General features: G+C 63.5%; 18 protein-coding genes. 14 read left to right on the top strand and 4 right to left on the bottom strand.

Annotation, left to right across the window (positions count from 1 at the left end):
* Window positions 1-39: 39 nt before the first annotated feature.
* From secD to PQ627_RS18665, 3 genes are all read left to right on the top strand, one after another.
* Window positions 40-1,791: a protein translocase subunit SecD gene (gene secD / locus PQ627_RS18675; protein ID WP_274262851.1), complete on the top strand. Its 1,752-nt coding sequence runs from the start codon at window positions 40-42 to the stop codon at window positions 1,789-1,791.
* A complete protein-coding gene (gene secF, locus PQ627_RS18670; protein ID WP_144658951.1) occupies window positions 1,791-2,780 on the top strand; it encodes a protein translocase subunit SecF in 990 nt (329 codons plus the stop codon). Before secD ends, secF begins: the two co-directional genes overlap by 1 nt.
* Before the next feature lie 160 nt (window positions 2,781-2,940).
* A complete protein-coding gene (locus tag PQ627_RS18665) occupies window positions 2,941-5,334 on the top strand; it encodes a RelA/SpoT family protein (protein ID WP_274262850.1) in 2,394 nt (797 codons plus the stop codon).
* Here the strand turns inward: PQ627_RS18665 and PQ627_RS18660 are convergent.
* The 3 genes from PQ627_RS18660 to PQ627_RS18650 all read right to left on the bottom strand — a co-directional run bounded on the left by PQ627_RS18660 (window position 5,331) and on the right by PQ627_RS18650 (window position 8,412).
* Window positions 5,331-5,960, bottom strand: a complete 630-nt coding sequence (locus PQ627_RS18660) for a hypothetical protein (protein WP_274262849.1) — start codon at window positions 5,958-5,960, stop codon at window positions 5,331-5,333. The genes PQ627_RS18665 and PQ627_RS18660 overlap by 4 nt on opposite strands.
* 94 nt (window positions 5,961-6,054) lie before the next feature.
* On the bottom strand, window positions 6,055-7,542 hold the full coding sequence (locus tag PQ627_RS18655; protein ID WP_274262848.1) for a DUF349 domain-containing protein: 1,488 nt from the start codon (window positions 7,540-7,542) through the stop codon (window positions 6,055-6,057).
* 66 nt (window positions 7,543-7,608) lie between these two features.
* Entirely contained in the window at window positions 7,609-8,412 is an 804-nt protein-coding gene (locus PQ627_RS18650; protein ID WP_274262847.1) for a peptidylprolyl isomerase, read from the bottom strand.
* Between the two features lie 208 nt (window positions 8,413-8,620).
* On the opposite strand from PQ627_RS18650, the gene hisS reads away from it, so the two are divergent.
* From hisS to PQ627_RS18635, 3 genes are all read left to right on the top strand, one after another.
* Window positions 8,621-9,976, top strand: coding sequence for a histidine--tRNA ligase (hisS, locus tag PQ627_RS18645; RefSeq protein WP_274262846.1), 1,356 nt, complete (start codon window positions 8,621-8,623; stop codon window positions 9,974-9,976).
* A gap of 110 nt (window positions 9,977-10,086) precedes the next feature.
* On the top strand, window positions 10,087-11,880 hold the full coding sequence (aspS, locus tag PQ627_RS18640; protein WP_144658946.1) for an aspartate--tRNA ligase: 1,794 nt from the start codon (window positions 10,087-10,089) through the stop codon (window positions 11,878-11,880).
* Between the two features lie 84 nt (window positions 11,881-11,964).
* The gene (locus tag PQ627_RS18635) at window positions 11,965-12,738 is read left to right on the top strand and encodes a GNAT family N-acetyltransferase (protein WP_443192765.1); all 774 of its coding nucleotides are present in this window, start codon (window positions 11,965-11,967) and stop codon (window positions 12,736-12,738) included.
* On the opposite strand, the gene PQ627_RS18630 is transcribed toward PQ627_RS18635, so the two are convergent.
* On the bottom strand, window positions 12,735-13,334 hold the full coding sequence (locus PQ627_RS18630; RefSeq protein ID WP_274262845.1) for a Vms1/Ankzf1 family peptidyl-tRNA hydrolase: 600 nt from the start codon (window positions 13,332-13,334) through the stop codon (window positions 12,735-12,737). The two genes, PQ627_RS18635 and PQ627_RS18630, sit on opposite strands and share 4 nt — an antisense overlap.
* A 41-nt stretch (window positions 13,335-13,375) precedes the next feature.
* On the opposite strand from PQ627_RS18630, the gene PQ627_RS18625 reads away from it, so the two are divergent.
* The 8 genes from PQ627_RS18625 to PQ627_RS18590 all read left to right on the top strand — a co-directional run bounded on the left by PQ627_RS18625 (window position 13,376) and on the right by PQ627_RS18590 (window position 22,395).
* Window positions 13,376-14,803 (top strand): replication-associated recombination protein A, encoded by a 1,428-nt coding sequence (locus PQ627_RS18625; RefSeq protein WP_274262844.1) that lies wholly within the window; start codon window positions 13,376-13,378, stop codon window positions 14,801-14,803.
* 191 nt (window positions 14,804-14,994) lie between these two features.
* Window positions 14,995-15,615: a 30S ribosomal protein S4 gene (rpsD, locus tag PQ627_RS18620; protein ID WP_144658942.1), complete on the top strand. Its 621-nt coding sequence runs from the start codon at window positions 14,995-14,997 to the stop codon at window positions 15,613-15,615.
* A gap of 157 nt (window positions 15,616-15,772) precedes the next feature.
* Entirely contained in the window at window positions 15,773-16,147 is a 375-nt protein-coding gene (locus tag PQ627_RS18615) for a DUF948 domain-containing protein (RefSeq protein WP_017197541.1), read from the top strand.
* Between the two features lie 40 nt (window positions 16,148-16,187).
* Window positions 16,188-16,400 carry a hypothetical protein gene (locus PQ627_RS18610; protein WP_274262843.1) on the top strand — a complete coding sequence of 71 codons (213 nt, stop codon included), beginning with the start codon at window positions 16,188-16,190 and terminating at the stop codon, window positions 16,398-16,400.
* Between the two features lie 115 nt (window positions 16,401-16,515).
* A complete protein-coding gene (gene alaS / locus PQ627_RS18605; RefSeq protein WP_274262842.1) occupies window positions 16,516-19,194 on the top strand; it encodes an alanine--tRNA ligase in 2,679 nt (892 codons plus the stop codon).
* A 2-nt stretch (window positions 19,195-19,196) separates the two neighbouring features.
* On the top strand, window positions 19,197-19,787 hold the full coding sequence (gene ruvX / locus PQ627_RS18600; protein WP_144658939.1) for a Holliday junction resolvase RuvX: 591 nt from the start codon (window positions 19,197-19,199) through the stop codon (window positions 19,785-19,787).
* Entirely contained in the window at window positions 19,784-21,544 is a 1,761-nt protein-coding gene (mltG, locus tag PQ627_RS18595; RefSeq protein WP_274262841.1) for an endolytic transglycosylase MltG, read from the top strand. The genes ruvX and mltG overlap by 4 nt, the downstream gene beginning before the upstream one ends.
* A complete protein-coding gene (locus PQ627_RS18590; RefSeq protein ID WP_274262860.1) occupies window positions 21,541-22,395 on the top strand; it encodes a shikimate dehydrogenase in 855 nt (284 codons plus the stop codon). Before mltG ends, PQ627_RS18590 begins: the two co-directional genes overlap by 4 nt.
* The last annotated feature ends 25 nt before the right edge of the window (window positions 22,396-22,420 follow it).

Here is a 22,420-nt window from a genome sequence, read left to right as displayed (position 1 = left end):
TCCGCCGGCGGCTGTCCGGCGATAACAGGAAGATTGAAAATGGCAAGGACCGGCCCCAAAAATTCAGCCCGCAGGGTGCTGACATGGCTTGGAGCAATATTCGTTGTACTCACCGTCGTCCTGGCCGGCGGTGTGATGACCGGCCATGCAAGCTGGGCGCCCAAGCTTGCACTGGACCTCGAAGGCGGAACGCAGATGATCCTGGCACCCCGTGTGGAGGGTGCGACCGACATCAACGAGGAGCAACTCAACCAAGCGGTGGCAATCATCCGCCAGCGTGTTGACGGTTCCGGCGTCGCCGAGGCCGAAATCAGCACCCAGTCGGGTCGGAACGTGGTTGTCAGCCTGCCGGGCACCCCTTCGAAGGAAACCCGCGACCTCATCCAGGCCTCGGCTGACATGAACTTCCGGCCTGTTATCGCCGCTGGAGATCCCGCAGCCATCCCCGCGGAGCAGCGGACGCCGGATGACCAGTTGAACAAGCCCACTGCCGAGCCGACGAACGCCAGCGACATCAACTGGGTTACCCCTGATGTCCAGAAGGAATTCGAGGCGCTGGATTGCGTCAACCCTTCCACCGAGAAGCGGGACCGTTCGGATCCCGCCAAGCCGCTGGTTGCTTGTGAGCCCGCTACCGACAAGACTCCCGCCGTCAAGTACATTCTCGGGCCGGTAGAGGTCAAGGGCCAGGACATCAGCGACTCCACGTTCTCCCAGGTCCAAGGCGCGCAGGGCTCTGTCACGAACTCCTGGGGTGTGAACATCGTCTTCAACGGCGATGCCACCGCAAAGTTCAAGGCAGTTACCGAACGCCTTAACCAGTTCTACGTTGCAGCGCAGGCGCAAGGTACGCAGGACCCGAAGGCGCAGTTCGCCATCGTCCTGGATGACAAAGTCATTTCCGCACCGCGGGCAATGGCCGTCATCACCGACGGAAAGCCACAGATCACCGGCAACTTCACCCAGGCCAGCGCCAAGGCGTTGTCCGACCAGCTGCGCTATGGCGCCCTGCCCATCAGCTTCGAGATCCAGTCGCAGGAGCAGATCTCGGCAACGCTTGGTGGCGACCAGCTGCGACTCGGTCTTCTTGCCGGCATGATTGGCCTGCTGCTCGTTGTGGTGTACTCGCTCTTCCAGTACCGGGCCTTGGGATTCGTTACCATCGCCTCCCTTGTGGTGGCCGGGTTGCTTACCTACCTTGCCATTGCAATCCTCGGCTGGACCGAAAACTACCGGTTGTCACTGGCTGGTGTGGCAGGTCTGATCGTGGCCATTGGCCAGACCGCTGACTCCTTCATCGTCTACTTCGAACGCATCCGTGACGAACTGCGCGATGGACGCGGCCTGGTGTCCGCCGTCGAAAACGGCTGGAAGCGCGCTAAGCGCACCGTTTTGGCCTCCAAGGCCGTCAACCTTCTTGCCGCCGTGGTCCTGTACTTCGTGGCGGTTGGAAACGTCCGTGGCTTCGCCTTCACCTTGGGCTTGACGGCCCTGGCCGACCTCATTGTCGTGTTCATGTTCACGCATCCGATGCTGCAGGTGCTGGCGCGGACCAAGTTCTTTGGTGAAGGACACCGTTTCTCCGGATTGTCGCCCGACCGCCTGGGCGCCGTCCCGCTGTACCGCGGCGCCGGCCGCCTCCGGACTCCGGACGAAAAGCCGACGCCGGTCCGCGCCCGCAATGCCGGAGCGGCTGCTGAAGCCGAACGACGCCTGACCATCGCCGAACGGCGCCTTGCCGCGAAGGGCCAATTGACCGGCACTTCCAACGGCAGCAAGGAGGAGAAGTAATGACTACGAGCTTCGCAACCTTCGGCCATGAGCTCTACACGGGCAAACGCTCGTACAATTTCGTCAATTCCAAGAAGATCTGGTTCACCATCGCGGCTGTGGCCGTGGCGTTGTCCATCCTGATCCCGGTGGTCAAGGGCGGCTTCAACCTCGGCATCGAGTTCCGTGGCGGCTCCGAGTTCACTGTCTCCAATGTGAGCACCACCGATGCGGCGCTTGGTGAGCGGGCTGTGCATGACGTCGTCCCGAACGCTGTCCCCCGCGTTGCGAACGTTGCGGGCAACACCATGCGGATCCAGACCGATCAGCTGACAGACGATGAGACCAACCGCATCAAGGACGGCCTCACCAGCGCCTATGGAGTTACCGAGAACGAGGTCACCTCCAACTTCGTCGGACCAACCTGGGGCCAGGACGTCACCAGGCAGGCCCTCATCGGCCTGGTGGTCTTCGTTGGCCTGGCCGCGGTGCTCATGGCGCTGTATTTCAGGACCTGGAAGATGTCCTTGTCAGCGCTTGTTGGCATGCTCGTCACGATGTTTACCACCGCGGGTGTTTACGCTTTGAGCGATTTCGAAGTCACGCCGTCGGCGATCATCGGCTTCCTGACCGTCTTGAGCTACTCGTTGTACGACACCGTGGTGGTCTTCGATAAGATCCGCGAAAACACCTCGGACATCTCCACCTCCACGCGCCGCACTTTTGGCGAAGAGGTCAACCTGGCCGTCAACCAAACCTTGGTACGTTCCATCAACACCATGATGGTGGCTGTCCTTCCCGTGGCGGCGATCCTGTTCATCGGAGCGGGCCTGCTCGGCGCCGGCACGTTGCGTGACCTGTCACTGGCGTTGTTCGTGGGTATCCTGATCGGCACCGCGGCCACGATCTTCATCGCGGCCCCGCTCTACGCCTGGCTGCGCCAGGGCGAACCCGAGCTGGTCAAGCAGGCCAAGAAGGTAGCCCACCGGAGGACGGAAGCTACAGTTTAGGGCTGCACACTGCAGCAAATCTCCGAAGAGCCGGCCCCCGCATACTGCGGTGGCCGGCTCTTTGACTTGCCGGGTCCTTCGTCATGTGCAGTCCAGTTGCAGAAGCATTCACTTACGGGAATAGACTGGGAGAATTAAATCGGTTGTGAGGGGTACTTCTGTGGAAGAACGAGCGACGTCGGCACCATTGGCGGGCGGGGAAGAGGACCGCAACGCAGCTGCGGTCCCTGCAACAAGTGTGTCCGCCCGGGCTGCAGGCGCCGTACCGGTTGACATGCCCGGAGCCCGTCCCACTTTTCCCGGCCGGAGGGAACGCACACGTTCCCGGCTGGCGCGGCTGACTGGTCGGGGCGTAGCGCCTTACTCGCCGATCCTTGAGCCGCTGCTGCGGACCGTCAGGGCCAACAATCCCAAAGAGGATTTTGACCTGATCCAGCGCGCGTTCGCTGTCGCTGAGCGGAGCCACCAGGGCCAGAAGCGCAAGAGTGGCGATCCGTACATCACGCACCCGGTGGCAGTAGCCACCATCCTGGCTGAGCTCGGCATGACAGGCACCACCTTGGCCGCTGCGCTGCTGCACGACACCGTGGAGGACACTCCGTACACCTTGGCTGACCTGACCCGGGATTTCGGGCCGGAGGTTGCCATGTTGGTCGACGGGGTCACCAAGCTGGACAAAGTCAGCTTTGGCGAGGCGGCCCAGTCGGAAACCGTCCGCAAGATGGTCGTCGCCATGGCCAAGGACATCCGGGTCCTCATGATCAAGCTGGCCGACCGTTTGCACAACGCACGGACCTGGCGTTTTGTGTCCGCAGAATCCTCTTCGCGCAAGGCCCGCGAAACGCTGGAGATTTTTGCACCCTTGGCCCATCGCCTGGGCATGAATACCATCAAGTGGGAGCTTGAGGACCTGTCGTTCGCAGCCCTCTATCCCAAGGTGTATGAAGAAATTGTCCGGATGGTGGGGGACCGGACCCCGGAGCGCGAAAAGAGCCTGAGCGTTATCCGCAACCAGATAGCGGACGATCTCAGGACCGCACGGATCAAGGCCACCATCACGGGCCGACCCAAGCACTACTACTCGATCTACCAGAAGATGATCGTACGGGACAAGGATTTCGACGACATCAACGACCTCATGGGTGTACGGGTCCTGGTGGACTCCGTCCGTGATTGTTATGCCGCCCTTGGCACGCTGCACTCCCGATGGAACCCCTTGCCGGGCAGGTTCAAGGACTACATCGCGATGCCCAAGTTCAACATGTATCAGTCCTTGCATACGACAGTGATCGGCCCGGGCGGCAAACCTGTCGAAATCCAGATCCGCACGCACGAGATGCACCGTCGCGCCGAGTATGGTGTAGCTGCGCACTGGAAGTACAAGGACCAGCCAAACCGGACGGCACAAGGTCCTGGCAGCCCGCGCGACGGCGACATGGGCTGGCTGCGGTCCCTCGTGGACTGGCAGCAGGAAACGTCGGATCCCGGAGAGTTCCTGGATTCCCTTCGGTACGAGATCAACGCCCGGGAAGTCTTTGTCTTTACGCCCAAGGGCGAAGTCATGGCCCTTCCCGCGGGTTCGACCCCCGTCGACTTCGCCTACGCTGTGCACACCGAAGTCGGCCACCGGACCATTGGCGCACGTGTCAACGGCAAGCTGGTACCGCTGAACAGTGAACTGAACCACGGCGACTGGGTGGAAATCTTCACGTCCAAGGCCGAAGGGGCCGGTCCAAGCCAGGACTGGCAGCACTTCGTCAAGTCGGCACGGGCACGGAACAAGATCCGGCAATGGTTCACCAAAGAGCGTCGCGAAGAAGCGATCGACCGAGGCAAGGACATGCTCACCCGTGCCATGCGGAAGCAGAATCTCCCGCTGCAGAGGCTCATGACCCACGATGCTTTGTCCGCAGTCGCCGAGGATTTCCATTACGTGGACATCTCCGGCCTCTACGCAGGCGTCGGCGATGGGCACACTTCGGCCCAGTCCGTCATGGAAAAGCTCATGGAGCACCTGGGCGGACACGAGACCCCGGATGAGGATCTTGATGAGGTCAGCATTCCCACCCAGGTGGCCAAATCCAAGTTCTCGGACTCAGGCGTCATCGTCAAGGGCGTGGGCGACGTGTGGGTCAAGCTGGCACGATGCTGCACACCCGTGCCCCCGGATCCCATCCTCGGCTTCGTGACGCGCGGTTCAGGTGTTTCTGTGCACCGGACGGACTGTACGAACGTCGCCGGCCTGCGTGACCAGCCTGACAGGATTGTCGACGTCGAATGGGCGCCCACGCAGTCGAGCGTCTTCCTGGTGGAGATCCAGGTGGAAGCCCTGGACCGCAAGTCGCTTCTATCGGATGTGACCCGCATCCTGTCGGAGAACCATGTCAATATCCTGGCTGCGTCCGTCCACACCTCAAGCGACAGGGTGGCAATCTCCAAGTTCGCGTTCGAAATGGGAGACCCCAAGTACCTGCACCACGTCTTGAACGCGGTCCGGCGCATCGATGGTGTCTTTGACGTTTACCGCACTACCGGAAACAGCCGCAGGAGCTAGCGGGGCTCCTTTCCAGGGTCTGATGCTGTCTCCGGTGCGAGTTGGGCCAACGTGGCCAACGCACGCTTCTTGTGGGGCACCCTTGGTGCAGCTTCCACGGCCAGGACCAGCAGGCGCAGCTTGATTCCGAGCTCGGGCCGGTCCAGGAGACGCCGCAATACGGGCAGGGCGCGGACAGTCTCAACATGGAGCGCGATGTCAGCCGCCGTGCGGAGCGGGCTGGTCACGAGCATCCCTCCGAGGCTCACCACGTCCAGCTGCCCGAGCCGCACTTCATGAAGGCTGCACGCCAAGGTGCCACGAAGGCTGGAGATGCGGTGCTTCGCGTCCACCAGAAGCGATAACTTTCCGGGTGGACTGGCGCACCCGTAGATCCAAGCGGCGGTGAGCCTGCCCGCGACCACCTTGGTGCGTATCCGCTCCGGCACACCCAGGGCTGCTGAGCGGGCCCGGATGCGCTGGGTGATGGCTACGCCGGGGGAGGCGTAGCTTTTCCCATACAGGGGCAGCAGAATGCCGTCAACGGCCATTCCCTGGAGCTCGTTCCAGGTGAAGATGCGGCCGGCGGAGTAGAGCTCGGGGATGACCGGCTCCAGCAGTTGCGGGGCGGTGACAGGAGGGACCATCACTCGATCATTCCGTTGAGCGGCCCAACGAGTACAGGCTCCGTCCCGGCTATGTGGATAACCGGGACGGAGCCTGTGTCGTAGTCAGGGGTGACTATGCGAGGTCGCTGGCCGAACGCTGGATCTGGTCGAGCCAGGCTTGGCGGGCTTCAAGGGCCTCACGGGCAGCCTTGATGCGACGCTGGTCGCCTGCCTTCTCGGCCTTGTCGAGATCGTCCTTGAGGCCTGCGATTGCGGCTTCGAGCTGTGTCAGGGCGCTGTTGGTACGAGCCTTCGTTTCGGGGTTGGTCCGGCGCCACTTCTCTTCTTCGGCTTCACGAACGGCGTCTTCGACCTTCCGGAGGCCTGCCTCGATCCTGCCCATGTCGGCGCGCGGCACCTTGCCGGCCTCTTCCCAACGGTCCCGGATGGACTGGAGGGACTTCTTGGCCGCGTTGAGGTCCTTGATGGGCAACAATGCCTGGGCCTCGACGATCAGCTGCTCCTTGACGGCCAGGTTCGCTGTGTACTCCTGGTCGATCTGGTCATTGGCCGCTTGCCGGTTGCTGAAGAAGACATCCTGCGCGGCACGGAAACGGCCCCACAACGCGTCGTCGTCCTTGCGGCTCGCGCGGGGAGTTGCCTTCCACTGGTCCATGAGCCTGCGGTATTCGCCAGCGGCGTATCCCCAGTCGGTGGAAGAGGAAAGTGCCTCGGCCTCGGCGATCAAGGCCTCCTTCGCGGTTTTGGCGGCAGAATTGTTGCTGTCAAGCTGCGAGAAGTAGGCACGGCGGTGGCGGTCGAACACCGTGCGGGCCGAACGGAACCTCTTCCACAGTGCATCTTCGTTGCTCCGGCCCAAGCGGACGCCGCTCTTCTGGGCGGCCTTCCAGGATTCGAAGAGCTCGTTCATGCGTGCGCTGGAGGTTTTCCACTGGATCTGGGCCGGGTCCTGGCCCGCAATGGACTCTGCTTCGGCCACGATGGCTTCGCGGGCAGCGAGTTCGCTGGCACGAAGGGCGTCGTGGGCTGCCTTCTCCGACTTCTCCAGTTCGACAATCTGAGTCGAAAGGGTGTCCAGTCGGGCCTCGGCGGAGCGGATGTCACCGACCATGTTGCGCTCGGCGAGTTGCTCACGCAGATGTGTGACGGTTTTTTGCATGTCCGTTGCCGGAGCCTTGGACTCGACGCGGTGTTCAAGCAGCACGACCTGGGCGATGACGTCGTCGAACTTCCGGGCGAAGTAGCCCAAAGCTTCGTCAGGGCTGACTCCCGGGTACTGTCCGACGGCGATCTCCTCACCATCGAGCGTCAGGAAGACATGGCCGTCCCCCTCGGCACGCCCCCACTTGGCGGCCTCGGCCAGCGACGCAGCAGATACTGCCGGAGCCGCTGGAACAACCGGGGCCGGAGCTTTCGGGCGGGCCGCAAATGCTGCCGGTGACGGAGCCGCGGACGGGGCCGGGCGGGGAGCTGGGGATTCGCTGGCCGTCGAAGGCGCAACGGCTCCGGACGTAGCCTCGGCTTCGGGTGCTTCGATCACCTCGGCTGCGTCATCGTTGGCCACTGCTGCTGTTTCGTCGGATTTCTGACTGTCTGTCACCGCTAAAAGTCTTTCGCTTGGAGGGACTGCTAAGGCAATGCACGCCGGGCCTGGGTCCGGAGCTGGTTACTTCAGAGAGAACGAGTCTATCGTGACAGGTGCCACAGGGGCGCCGTCGTTGTTGTTTTCGCCGGGTTTCAACCCGGCAGCGGCGATGTTGGTCACTACATCCAGCCCACTGGTCACCTTGCCCACCACGGTGTAACCGCCTGCGGTATCGGCCGGGATGGTGGTGTCCTTGTAGACAATGAAGAACTGGTGACCGTTTCCATAGGCGTTGTTGCCCGTGCGGGCAATGGCGATGGTTCCCGCGGGGTACTTGTTGTCCGCAGGGGTGTTCTCCAGGGGACCCCAACGATAATTGGGGTCGTCGGCGCCGTCCTCGGACTTGGCCCCGCACTGCAGGAGGCCAAACGTCTCCGAGGTGGTCAACCGGTGGCAGTTTGCCCCGTTGTAGTAACCGGCATCCGCGAGCGACTTCAGGACCGCGGCGGCTTGGGGAGCGGCAGTGCCGTTCAATTCAATGCCAACGGCCCCGCCGTTCAGGGAGAGTTGGCCTGTGAAGGTCTTGCCTGCGGCTGTGTCCGCGCTCGGAACGTCTGCACTGTTTTGGGAAGGAGCGGCGGAGGGCGAGGCCGACGGGGAACTGAGTCCGGCTTCGGCAGCGGCAAACTCTGCTTCTGTGGGGTTGGAGCTAAAGACGGTCAGTTGCAGGACAACGGCCAGGATGACCGCTGCGGCTCCGGCGCCAATGGCGATGGTGTTGTCGCGTTTCCGGCGCTTTGCCTGTTCCTGCCGCAGGGCGCGCTTGGCTTCCATCTGCCTGATGCGACGTTTCGCTTCGCGGTCATCCCGCGACCTTGTTGCCAAGAGTCCTCCTGAATAAGTCAGCTTCGGATGGCTGCCGACAGGAACCCGGACATGCTGCATTAGATGTGCACGCGCGGAAAGCATAAACTGGCTGCCGCACATAGTTTATGCATGACCGGCTGGACGCCCGCCCTTTAAACGCCGAACGGGCGTTTAAAGCTGCGGCGCCGAGGCCTGCGTCAGCTTTCTTCAAGGAGACAATTCCACCATGGCACGTACCGCCTCCCTGTCCGGATTCCCCGAGTGGCTTCCCCAGGAGCGGTTGGTGGAGCTCCACGTTCTGGACACGCTCCGGAAAACATTCGAACTGCATGGCTTTTCCTCCATCGAGACCCGCGCTGTGGAAACAGTGGGCCAGCTGCTCCGCAAGGGCGAAATCGACAAAGAAGTCTATGGACTGAGCCGGCTCCAGGACGACGAAGGCGACGCCGCAAAGCCGAACGGATCCGACAAAACGGATCCCAACGCCCTGGCCCTGCACTTTGATCTGACGGTTCCCTTTGCCCGCTACGTGGTGGAGAATGCCGGCTACCTGGCATTTCCGTTCCGGCGCTACCAGATCCAAAAGGTGTGGCGCGGCGAGCGTCCCCAGGAGGGCCGGGCGCGCGAATTCACCCAGGCGGACATCGATGTCGTCGGCGACGGCGAACTGCCGTTCCGTTACGACGTCGAAATTGCGCTGGTCATCGCCGAGGCGCTCAGCGCCCTGCCGATTCCGGACTTCCGGCTGCGGATCAACAACCGGAAGCTGGCAGAAGGCTTCTACCGGGGGATCGGCCTGACGGACACAGCCGGTGTATTGCGGAGCATCGACAAACTGGAGAAGATCGGCGCCGACAAGGTGGCCGGGCTGCTCAAATCCGAGCTCGGCGCCACGGACGAGCAAGCGGCCCTGGCCCTGCAGCTGGCCACCATCCGCACGGAGGACACCTCGTTCGTGGAGCAGGTCCGCGCACTCGGTGTGAAGGATGACCTCCTTGAAGAGGGTCTCAGTGAGCTGCAGCAGGTCATCGAAGCGGCCGTGCAGCGGGCACCCGGGAAGGTCGTCGCGGACCTGAGCATCGCCCGTGGGCTTGACTACTACACAGGCACTGTCGTCGAGACTGTCCTGGTGGGCCACGAGCAGCTGGGTTCGATCTGTTCCGGCGGACGCTACGACGCCTTGGCCAGCAAGGGCAACCGCAAGTTCCCCGGCGTCGGGCTTTCCATTGGCGTGACCCGCCTTGTCTCGCGCATCCTCAGCCAGGAACTGGCGTCGGCGTCCCGTGCTGTTCCGACCGCTGTCTTGGTTGCCCTCAACACCGACGACAGTTGGTCGGCCGCCCAGGACATCGCCGCGCAGTTGCGGGGCCGCGGCATAGCCACCGAAGTGGCCGCAAAGGCCGACAAGTTCGGCAAGCAGATCAAGTTTGCTGACCGGCGTGGCATCCCCTTTGTCTGGTTCACCGACGACGACGGCAAGCACCAGGTCAAGGACATCCGCTCGGGCGAGCAAGTGGACGCAGACCCCGCGAGCTGGACACCTCCGGAAGAAGACCTCCACGTCCGCGTGGCCACTGCCTGAGCACAACAACGTTAGTTCCGCCCCTGGGCCGCAGCCGTGGCCGGGGCGGGTAAACTCGGACGGGACCGCTTTGCGGTGGTCCCTCTACATTTCATGCTGAAAGGAATGCTGTGCTGCGCACACATGACCTCGGATCCCTTCGTTCCGAGCACATTGGACAAACCGTTACCCTGGCCGGCTGGGTGGGCCGCCGCCGCGATCACGGTGGCGTTGCATTCGTTGACCTCCGCGACGCGTCCGGCGTGGCCCAGGTGGTTGTCCGTGAAGAAGAGGTCTTCCACGGCCTCCGGAACGAGTACGTCCTGCAGGTCACCGGTACGGTCAACAAGCGTCCTGAAGGCAACGAGAACCCGGCCCTGGCAACGGGGGAGATCGAGGTCATCGCCGAGAAGGTTGTTGTCCTCAACACCTCCGACCCCCTCCCGTTCCAGATCGACGAACACGTCGAGGTCGGCGAAGAGGCACGGCTGAAGCACCGTTACCTGGACCTGCGCCGTCCCGGCCCGGCCCGCAACCTCCGTTTGCGTTCCGAGGCGAACCGCGTGGCCCGTGGAATCCTGCACGATCAGGGTTACGTGGAAATCGAAACGCCCACCCTGACGCGCTCCACGCCCGAAGGCGCCCGCGACTTCGTCGTCCCGGCACGCCTGGCTCCCGGCTCCTGGTACGCCCTGCCGCAGTCACCGCAGTTGTTCAAGCAGCTCCTCCAGGTGGGTGGGTTCGAGAAGTACTACCAGATCGCCCGCTGCTACCGCGATGAAGACTTCCGTGCCGACCGTCAGCCCGAGTTCACGCAGCTGGATATCGAAGCCAGCTTCGTTGACCAGGACGACATCATTGCCCTGGGCGAAGCCATTGTGAAGTCGCTGTGGCAGCTGATCGACGTCGAAGTTCCCACGCCCATCCGTCGCATGACCTACTTGGACGCCATGGCCAAGTACGGCTCCGACAAGCCGGACCTTCGCTTCGGCCTTGAGCTGACCGAGCTGACCGAGTTCTTCAAGGACACCAACTTCGGCGTGTTCAAGGCACCCTACGTCGGTGCAGTGGTGATGCCCGGTGGCGCTTCCCAGGCCCGCCGCGCCCTCGATGCCTGGCAGGAATGGGCCAAGCAGCGCGGTGCCAAGGGACTGGCCTACGTCCTGTACAAGGAGGACGGGGAGCTTGCAGGGCCCGTCGCCAAGAACCTCACGGAACAAGAACGTGCGGGACTGGCTGATGCCGTCGGCGCCAAGCCCGGTGACTGCATCTTCTTCGCCGCCGGCGAGAAGAGCGCTTCCCGTTCGCTGCTGGGCGCTGCCCGCGTCGAAATCGGCCACCGCACCGGCCTGATCGATCCCAACGACTGGGCTTTCGTATGGATCGTGGACGCTCCGATGTTCGAACCGGCTGCAGCCGCCGTCGCTTCCGGTGACGTGGCAGTGGGCGCAGGCCAGTGGACAGCGGTCCACCACGCTTTCACCTCGCCCAAGCCCGAATTCCTGGACACCTTCGACAAGGATCCCGAGTCGGCACTGTCCTACGCCTACGACATCGTGTGCAACGGCAACGAGATCGGTGGCGGTTCCATCCGTATCCATGAGCGCGAGGTCCAGGAGAGGGTCTTCCAGCTCATGGGATTGGACAAGGAAGACGCTGAAACCAAGTTCGGCTTCCTGCTGGAGGGCTTCAAGTACGGTGCGCCTCCACACGGCGGCATCGCCTTCGGCTGGGACCGCGTCGTGGCGCTGCTGGCGGGCGTGGAATCGATCCGCGACGTCATCGCCTTCCCAAAGACGGGCAACGGCTTCGACCCCCTGACTGCCGCGCCTGCTCCGATTACTGCGCAGCAGCGCAAGGAGGCCGGGGTGGACTTCAAGCCTGAGGCCAAGCCGGCCGCCAAGGCGGACACCAAGTCCGAGTAAGACCACAATCGGAGGGCTCCCCTTAGGGGGAGCCCTCCGGTGTTTTCTGCCCAACGATTCCCGAGCATGTGAGGCGCCGCTACCGTGGAGCAAACCGCCCTTGAAGAGCTGATGGACAAGGCCTGGCCGGCGCTTGAGCGCGAGGAAGCGGGACAGTGGGTGCTTCGCGCCTCGGAGGGAGTGACGCAGCGTGCGAACTCGGTGTGGCCCAGGGTGCCGGCCCAAGCGGGGCCGGAGGGCATCGCCCACTCTGTTCAGTCCGCCGCGCAGTGGTACCGCTCGCGCAGGCTGCCCCTGATCTTCCAGGTCTTCGACGATCCCCGCAGCGCCGAGCTCAACGCTGTTCTTGACGGCCAGCGCTTCACCAGGCAGTCCGAGACGAGGATCATGGTCCGGGATGCCGCTGACGTTCCCGGGAAAGCGCCCACTGCCGGCGTGGAAGTCAGCGAAGAACCGTCGCAGGAATGGCTCAATCTGTGGTGGTCGGTGGATGGCCGCGGCGGAGAGGTGGAATTGTCTGTCGCGCGCAGGATTCTCACCGCTTGCCCGTCGCTGTACGCCCTGGTGAGGGACGACGACGGCGTTCCCGCCGCCGTCGGGCGTCTGGCCTTGGTGAACGGCTGGGGCGGTATCTACAGCATGGCGACGTCGGCGGCGCACCGCAGGCGGGGCCACGGCACCCAAGTAGTGGAAGCGTTGCTGCAGGCCGGCAGGGAACGCAACCTTGGCGGTTTTTGGCTGCTCGTTACCGCGGCCAACCATGCGGCGCGCGGCTTGTACGGGCGCGTCGGCTTTACGGATTACGGTGGCTACCTGTACCGGCAAGCTCCGCTGAAACGTGCCCCGGGCGGCTGCTAAGCCGGCGGGTCGGTGACGCTGATCCGGATGGAGCAGGCGTCGGCGGCGGCTTTGGCAAGGGCTGCGGACTTTGGTTCCTGTACATCCAGGAAAGGCAGCCTTGTCCTGCCGGACACGGCTTTGAGCGAGGGCTGGGCAAGTACTTGGTCCACCAAAGCGCGGTCGCCGCCTGTCACAAGGTATTCGATCCTGTGGTTGGCGAAGATCCGCGCTGCGTGTTCGGCCGTGGTCCTGGCATCGATGAAGCGTGAACCGCTTTTCGTCGTCAATATTGTCGGACCGCTGGCAGCGGCCAGGGCGTAGCCACCCTTGCGGACCAAGAGCACGCCCAATGCACGCTCCTGGTTCGCCAGCGATGCCAATCGCTCAAGTTCCGTCGAGCCTCTGCCAGGCCTCCCGTCGGCCGGCCAGGGTGCCCGCAGGAGCGCTTTGGCTCCGTCGGCAGCCCGCAGCAGCAGGCCGCCGTCGTCGAGGTCTTGCGCGACTGTGCCGTGACTGGCCGTGAACCGCTCCACCCATCCGTGCAACCGTGCTGCGGACACCACTGCGGTCCGGCTTCCCCCTGGAAGGCGCGGGGCCGATGCTGGGCGCTGCACGTCAATGTCTCCTTTGCTGGAACTATGAGTAGCCTATCCATGTGGAAGATCTCTTTGGTGCCGGTGCAGTGAACGACGACGACGAGTCGGAGGAGCTGCCTGCCGCCGGAGGACCCTCGGACGCCAACTGGATGGCGTCCCAGCGAAGCCCCCTCGCTGTGCGGATGCGCCCGCGGACGTTGGACGATGTCGTGGGGCAGCAGCATTTGCTGGGCCACGGCTCCCCATTGAGGCAACTGGCGGCCGGTGCGGAGGCCGCGGGGCCGGCAGGACCCAGCTCGGTGATCCTCTGGGGACCTCCGGGCACAGGCAAGACCACCTTGGCCCATGTCATCGCACGCGGTCCCGGGCGCAAGTTCGTTGAGCTTTCCGCCATCACTGCCGGCGTCAAGGACGTGCGCAGGGTCATGGACGAGGCCTTGACCGCCCGGGACCTCTACAAAAAGACCACGGTGCTGTTCCTGGACGAGATCCACCGCTTCAACAAGGCGCAGCAAGATGCCCTGCTGCCCGGCGTCGAGAACCGCTGGGTGGTGCTGGTGGCGGCAACCACCGAAAACCCGTCCTTCTCCGTGGTGTCGCCGCTCTTGTCCCGATCACTGCTGCTTACCCTGAAACCGCTGACCGATGACGATATCTCCGGTTTGCTGCATAAGGCCGTGACGGACGCGCGCGGCCTTGCCGGACGTGTCGAGCTGGCCCCGGAGGCACTTGAGCACCTCGTGCGCCTGTCCGGAGGCGACGCACGGCGTGCCCTCACGGCGCTGGAGGCTGCTGCCGGGGTAGCGTTCGGTGACGCCACCGCCGTCGAGGACGGCGGGTCTGAAGGCCCGGTGCTGGTGGAACTGCGTCACACCGAGCGCGCCCTGGATGCCGCCGCCGTCCGCTACGACCGTGCCGGAGACCAGCATTACGACGTCGCCAGCGCCTTCATCAAGTCCATCCGGGGATCCGACGTCGACGCCGCCCTGCACTATCTGGCGCGGATGCTCGAAGCGGGGGAGGATCCCCGGTTCGTTGCCCGCAGAATCGTCATCTCTGCCGCCGAAGACATTGGCATGGCCGATCCCACGGCGTTGCAGACTGCGGTCGCTGCGGCCCAGGCAGTGCAGCTGATCGGCATGCCGGAGGGCCGCATTGTGTTGGCCGAAGCGGTGGTGCATCTGGCCACCGCACCGAAGTCCAATGCCGCCTACATGGGCTTGAACAAGGCCGTGGCGGATGTGCGGGCCGGCCATGGTGGCGGCATTCCGATGCACCTTCGCGATGCCCACTACCCCGGGGCCAAGCAGCTGGGACACGGCAAGAGCTACAAATACGCCCACGACGAGCCCCACGGGATCGCCACCCAGCAGTACCCGCCGGACGACCTTGTGGGCAGGAACTACTACGAACCCACCAACAACGGCGCGGAGCGTGACATCGCGGCCAGGCTCGAGCGGCTCAGGAAGATCGTCCGCGGCCAGTAGCGCGGGCGGGCGGATTCAGTGCCCGTGGTAGGATGGATCCTTGTCTGGCATGACCCGACGCCACATCCCTTGAAGATTTCCTTCAACGGTGCTGCGCGCCCGGGCCAGTAGCAAGAGGCAGCGGTTGGCCGATGCTCTCCCTGATGGAGGCCAGTAACACTGATACACCGCAGTAATTTGGAAGGACACAAGTGGCTAACAACACTCGTGCTCGCCGTACTGCACGCCTTTCGCGTGCACTCGGCATTGCTCTGACCCCCAAGGCCGCCAAGTACATGGAGCGCCGTCCGTACGGCCCCGGTGAGCACGGCCGTGCCCGCAAGAAGCAGGACTCCGACTACGCCGTACGTCTGCGCGAAAAGCAGCGTCTGCGCGCCCAGTACGGCATCCGCGAAGCCCAGATGACCCGTGCCTTCGAAGAAGCACGCCGCACCAAGGGCCTGACTGGTGAGAACCTGGTTGAGCTGCTGGAAATGCGTCTGGACGCCCTCGTGCTCCGTGCAGGCTTCGCCCGCACCATCGCACAGGCCCGCCAGCTGGTTGTGCACCGCCACATCCTGGTTGACGGCGTTCGCGTTGACCGCCCGTCCTTCCGCGTTGGCGAAGGCCAGCTCATCCACGTACACAGCCGCTCCGAGGTTATGGCTCCGTTCCAGGTCGCCGCTGCCGGTGCACACGTCCTGAACAACGTGCCGCCGTACCTGGACGTCAAGATTGACGCCCTGCAGGCACGCCTGGTTCGTCGTCCGAAGCGCTCCGAGGTCCCCGTGATCTGCGAAGAGCAGCTCGTCGTCGAATTCTACGCACGCTAAATTCAAGCAGCGCAGACAAAGAAGCCCGTGGCAACCGCCGCGGGCTTCTTTGTCTATAAGGTGCCGGGCCACTTAGGTAAGGTACTGGGGGAGGCCTTGGCCAAAGCCGCAATGCGGCAGGTGCAAGGCAGCGCAACGATCCTAGGAGAAGTGTTCTATGTCTGGTGGCGACATTGCCGGTCTCATCGCAGCAGGAGTCTTCGCGCTCCTGGTTCTGCTGTTGGCTGTGCCCATTTTGAAGTTGGGCGGCGTTTTTGACGAGGTCCGCACCTCCATCCGCTCCATCAGCGACGGCGCCACGCCCCTGATGGACGAAGTGACCGCGACGGTCACCACCACGAACCAGCAGCTGAAGAAGGTCGATGGCATCGCCTCGAACGTTTCGGATGCCTCGGCCAACATCTCCGCGCTGTCCTCGCTCGTAGCGGCGACGGTAGGTTCGCCCCTGATCAAGGTGGCTGCTTTCAGCTACGGCGTCCGCTCGGCTTTCGCCGGACGTCGCACCCCTTCGTCCGGCCGACGCAGCCGCTGAACCAACGGGAGACCCGAAACCGATGAAAAGAATTGTTTGGATGGGCATCGGCGTCGCAATCGGCGTCATCGCGTTCCGTAAGATCACTGAGGCACAAGCCAATTTGGGCCCTGAAGGTTTGAACCGGGCTGTCGGCCGGATGGCCGACGGACTGTTCGACTTCGCCGACGCCGTGCGCTCAGGCATGCACCAGCGCGAAGAGGATCTCCGGGCCGCGCTGGGGGTCGACGACGGCACAGCAGGCCGACGGTAGCAGGAGCGGTTCGCTCCGAAGCCCTCAACAGGGCAGAATGGAAAGCTGCGGAACGGCACCAGCCGGATCCGCGCACATCGTGTGCAGTGAATTGAGAAGGGTAAGTAATCAGCTAATGAAGTCGCAGGAGATCACCAAGCGCTGGGTGGACTTTTTTGTCAGCAAGGGCCACACCGCCGTTCCCTCCGCGTCGCTCGTTTCCAGCGACCCGTCACTTCTCTTCACTGTGGCCGGAATGGTGCCGTTCATTCCCTACCTGACCGCCCGCGAAGAACCGCCCTACAGCCGTGCCACGAGCGTCCAGAAGTGCATCCGCACCGGTGACATCGAGGAAGTGGGAAAGACTGCCCGGCACGGCACCTTCTTCCAGATGTGCGGCAACTTCTCCTTCGGCGATTACTTCAAGGAAGATGCGATCAAGTTCGCTTTCGAGCTGCTCACCAAGAGCGTTGACGACGGCGGTTACGGACTCCCCGCCGAGCGTCTCTGGGTGACGGTCTACGAAGAGGACGACGAAGCCAAGGAATTGTGGCTGAAGAACACCGGTATTCCGGCTGAACGTATCCAGCGCATGGGCAAGGCCGATAACTACTGGTCCACGGGACAGCCCGGGCCGGCAGGGCCTTGCTCGGAAATCTACTATGACCGCGGCCCGGCTTACGGTATCGAAGGTGGCCCGCTGGCTGACGAAACCCGGTACATCGAGATCTGGAACCTCGTGTTCATGCAGTACCAGATCGAAAACGTCCGCTCCAAGGTCGACTTCGACATCGTTGGCGAGCTGCCGAAGAAGAACATCGACACCGGCCTCGGCATGGAACGCCTGGCCATGATTCTGCAGGGCGTCGAGAACATGTACGAGACCGACCAAGTCCGTCCCGTCATCGACAAGGCTGCTGAGTTGTCGGGCCGTGAGTACACCTCGGCTGAGACTCCCGACGACCCGCACCACACCGAAGACGTCCGCATGCGCGTTGTCGCCGACCATATCCGCTCTGCGCTAATGCTTATTGCGGACGGCGTGGCACCGTCCAACGAAGGCCGCGGCTATGTGCTGCGACGCCTGATCCGCCGTGCAGTGCGCGCCATGCGCCTGCTCGGTGTCGAGAAGGCCTGCCTGCCTGACCTTCTTCCCGTGTCCCGTGATGCCATGAAGGGGGTCTACCCCGTAGTGGAGACCGACTTCGCCCGCATCAGCCGCATTGCCTACGCTGAAGAAAAAGCCTTCCTCCGCACCATCGCTTCGGGCACTGCGCGCCTGGAAGACGCTGTGGCCGAATCCAAGGCCGCGGGAGTCCCGCTCTCCGGCGCTGACGCCTTTACCCTGCACGACACCTATGGCTTCCCCATCGACCTGACTTTGGAGATGGCAGAAGAGGCAGGCTTGAAGGTCGACGAGGCAGGTTTCCGTGCGCTCATGCTCGAGCAGCGTCAGCGCGCCCAGGCCGATGCCAAGGGCAAAAAGGGCGGCCACGCCGACCTCACCGCCTACCAGGAGCTCCTGGGCCAGGGTGAGACCGTGTTTACCGGCTACGACGAGCTCGAGGGCGAGTCGAAGGTCCGGGGCATCGTCAACGGCGGCCGGGCAGTTTCGCACGCCTCCACCGGCGACGAAATCGAGCTCGTCCTGAATGAAACCCCGTTCTATGCCGAAGCCGGTGGCCAGTCCGCCGATACCGGCCTCATCACCGGCGATGGCTTCGTCGTGGAGGTCCTTGACGTCCAGCGTCCCATCAAGGGCCTGAGCGTGCACAAGGCGATTGTCCGTGAAGGCGAGATCGCCTCCGACGCAGTGGTGCGCGCCGCCGTCGACCGTGAACGCCGGCACGCAGCCGAGCAGGCGCACACGGGAACGCACATTGTCCACGCTGCCCTGCACCAGATCCTTGGCCCGGAGGCCACCCAGCGTGGTTCCTTCAACAAGGCCGGATACCTGCGCTTCGACTTTGCCTGGGGTGAGGGACTGAGCCCGGCAACGCGGTCTGAGATCGAAGAAGTTTCCAACATCGCCATCCGGAACAACTACCGCGTTGACACCAAGGTGATGGGCCTGGCAGAAGCCAAGGCACTCGGTGCCATGGCACTGTTCGGCGAGAACTACGGCAGTGAAGTCCGGGTCGTGGAGATCGACGGCGCGTGGTCGCGTGAACTCTGTGGCGGTACGCACGTGTCCAACACGTCACTCATCGGCAGCCTGTCGCTGCTCGGCGAACAGTCCGTTGGTTCCGGAAACCGCCGCGTCGAGGCCTTCGTAGGCCTTGATGCGTTCCGCCACCTGGCTGCCGAGCGCGCGCTGGTGACCGAACTGACAGAGCTGTTGAAGGTTCCTTCCGGCCAGCTCGCCGACAGGATTTCCAGCACGCTGAACAAGCTCAAGGCGACCGAAAAGGAACTCGACCGGCTCCGCAAGGAACAGCTCGCCGCCGCGGCCGCCAACCTTGTGGGGACGGCAAAGGACGCCGGCGGGGTGCGCGTTGTCGCCCACGACGCCGGACAGGTCGGTGGTGCGGATGACCTGCGGAACCTTGCCCTGGACCTGCGTAACCGCCTCGGCTCGGAGGCCGCGACGGTTGCGGTCGCCGGCGTCAGCAACGATCGCCCGGTCATTCTGATTGCCACCAATGAAGCTGCCCGTGGTGCCGGGGTCAAGGCAGGAGCGCTTGTCCGCCTGGCCGCCGGTATCCTCGGTGGCGGCGGTGGCGGCAAGGACGACGTCGCACAAGGCGGCGGCACCGACGCTGCGAAGGTCTCCGAGGCCCTCACAGCCGTGGTGGACGCGATAGCCAAGCGCTGACAGTGTCCACACGTACTAACGACGACGTCTACCCCCGTGGCATCAAGCTGGGGGTAGACGTCGGTACCGTCAGGGTGGGCCTTGCCCAGTGCGATCCCGATGGAATCCTCGCCACGCCGTTCAAGACTGTAGGGCGGGACGCCAAAAAGAATTCCGATGTCCGTTTGGTGGTCAAGCACGCCGCGGAGTTGGCTGCGGTGCAGATTTTCGTCGGCCTTCCACGCACCATGAAGGGCGAAGAACGGGGCTCCGCCGCCATGGCCGCAGAATATGCTGTGCTGCTGGTCAGGGAGCTGGCCCGCGCCGGTTTGGACGTTCCGGTGAACCTCGTCGATGAGCGGCTTTCCAGCGTGACGGCACACCGCAACCTGCACGAAGCTGGCATGAGCAGCAGGAATCACCGTAAAGTGGTTGATCAGGTTGCTGCTGCTGGAATACTCCAGCACGCGATCGACATGCAAAAAGCCAGAGGAACGGACGTCGGCCGCCGAGTGCAGGCACCGGCGGAACCCGAAAAGCCCAGCAGTGCCCCAACGCTGCAGGCTGCCTCCGGCAACGAACCTGATTCTTCTACGAGGGGACTGCAACTGTGAGCCCGGTCAACAACGACCCCTCCAGCGGTACCGGCGGCGGCATGCCGCTGACCCGCAAAGAGCTGCGGGCGCGGGAGAGATTCCTCGCCACGCAGAACCACAACGTCGTACCCGTTCCCGAAGCGACGCCGGGGGAGGATTCCCCCGCAGCCGAAACTGAGGCAGAACTTCCCCGCCCCGTTCCCGCGGTTCCGGCTGCCCAGGCTCCTGCAGCCCCTCCTGTTCCAGCAGCTCCTCCCGTTCCTGTAGCTCCTCCGGTTCCAGTGGCTCCTCCTGCTCCCGTCCAGAAGCCGGAAGTCGAGGTACCGCATACCGCGGAGGAACAAGCAGCACCGGCTGCTTCCTCGAAGGATGACCAGACAGCTGGCGTCGGTCACGTGGAGCATGCCGCACAGACAGAACACGAAGAATCCGGCCACACCCACGGTGATGGTGAACTGGTTTTTGCTGAATCCGGCAGCACACCAGTGGAAGCCCACGACTACACCGCGCATGACGCCCACTACGGCGTGGACGCGCATGCCGGATTCCATGACGAGGTCCACCATGACGAGGTTCACCATGAAGACCTCCACCATGGCGAACTGCACCATGACGAGCTCCACCATGACGAATTTCATCACGATGAGGTCCACCATGATGACCATGCCCACGAACTCCTTGCACCGGTAGCGACCCCCGCCTCCAAAGCTGCCGCGAAAAAGGCGCGCCGCCGCCGTCGTGTCCTTGCTCTCCTGTTGACGCTTGCTGTCTTTGTCACCGCCGTCGCTGTCGGAGCGCAGTTCTTGAAGCCCCTGCTTGGCATGGACAAGATCACGGACTACCCGGGTCCCGGGACCGGCTCCGTCAGCGTCACCGTTCCCCAAGGCGCAGGACCCAAGGCGGTAGCAAGCGATCTCGTGCAAAAGCACGTCGTGGCCGACGCGGACGCCTTCGTTAAGGAGTTCGTCAGCCAGGGCGGTGAACTGTCCCCGGGTGAATTTACCTTCAAGACCGAAATGAAGAATTCGGACGCCGTGGCGGTCCTGGTCAACAAAGACTCCTCCAAGGTCATGTACTTCGCCCTGAGCGCCGGGCTGCGGATCAACGAATCCTTGGACGCCATTGCCAAGGGCTCCGGCATCCCGCTGGAGCAGCTCAACGCCCTCAACCAGGCTCCTGGACAGTTCGGACTTCCCGCCAAGGCAAAGAACCTCGAAGGCTTCCTGGCGCCGGGAGAGTACCGGTTCGATCTCGGAACTTCCGCCAAGGACATCATCCAGAAGCTGGTCACCACCACCCTGGATGAGCTTAAGTCGCAGGGCATCACTGATCCCGCCAAACAGTACGACGTCGTCACCATCGCCAGCATTGTTCAGGCGGAGGGCGGACAGGCGGACTACGGAAACGTGGCAGGCGCCATCTACAACCGGCTCAAGCCCAACAACGTGGAGACCAGTGGGCTTATCCAATCCGACGCGACGGTCACATACGGGCTTGGCCGGAAGTCCTTCCACGTCACGGAGGAAGAAAAGGCCGACAAGTCGAATCCGTATAACACCTACGCGAACGTGGGCCTGCCCGTGGGTCCGATCGGTTCTCCAGGCAAGACGGCGATCGACGCCGCTGCCAAGCCGACGGTCAACGACTACATGTACTGGGTGACGATCAACCTGGACACCAAGGAGACCAAGTTCTCCAAAACGCTGGCTGAGCACAACACCTACGTTGAGCAATACAACGCCTGGTGCCAGGCCAACGCGGGACGGTGCGTGTGACGCTTCGGGCCGCGGTCCTGGGTCATCCGATCTCCCACTCGAAGTCCCCGGCGCTCCACTTGGCCGCCTACGCCAAGTTGGGTCTTGACATTGGGTACTCGGCGATTGACGTCACGGTGGATCGTCTTCCGGCCTTCATGGAGTCACTCCGGGGGGACGAGTCCTGGTGCGGCTTGTCGGTGACCATGCCGCTCAAGACGGCAATGATCCGGGAAGTCGATGAAGTTCGCGGTGCCGGGGCCCAGTTGGGTGTCATCAACACCGTGGTTTTCGAGCACGACGGCGGAGGGGTGCGGCGCGCTGGATACAACACCGACGTCGCGGGAATCGTCGAGTCGGTGCGGCACGCCGGGGTCGCTTCGGCACCCCATGCTGCCATCCTCGGTGGTGGCGGTACCTCCGCTGCGGCAGTAGCCGCGGTTCATGAGTTGGGTGCCGGCCATGTAGACGTCTTCGTCCGCGACGCTTCACGCGCATCAGACGCAGAAGCCGCGGCGGCCGCCGTCGGGATTTCCCTCGCCGTGCGGCCGTTGACCGAAGCTGCCACCGCTGTGGCGGCAGCTGAGCTTGTCATCTCCACTTTTCCCCCGCGGGCCGCCGATGGCCTGGCCGAAGAATTGGCGTCTTTGCCGGGAACCGGTGAAGGTGTCCTGCTGGATGTTGCCTACGATCCCTGGCCCAGCCGCATCGCCGAAGTGTGGAGCGGCAATGGGGGAGCGGTAGTCCCAGGGCTGGAGATGCTGATGTACCAGGCGGCGGAGCAGATACGGCTCTTTAGCGGACGTGATGTTGATGCCGCCGTCATAGATGTGATGTGCGACTCAGTCGGGCTTCCCCGACGGGTGTTCTAGAGGCCTTACATGGCAGGATTGGTTA

Origin of the sequence: Paenarthrobacter sp. AB444 (assembly GCF_028736865.1) — a bacterium.
Classification (GTDB): domain Bacteria; phylum Actinomycetota; class Actinomycetes; order Actinomycetales; family Micrococcaceae; genus Arthrobacter; species Arthrobacter nicotinovorans_B.
The sequence above is the reverse complement of the archived record's forward strand: the minus strand, read 5'-3'. Positions and strand labels throughout refer to the sequence as shown.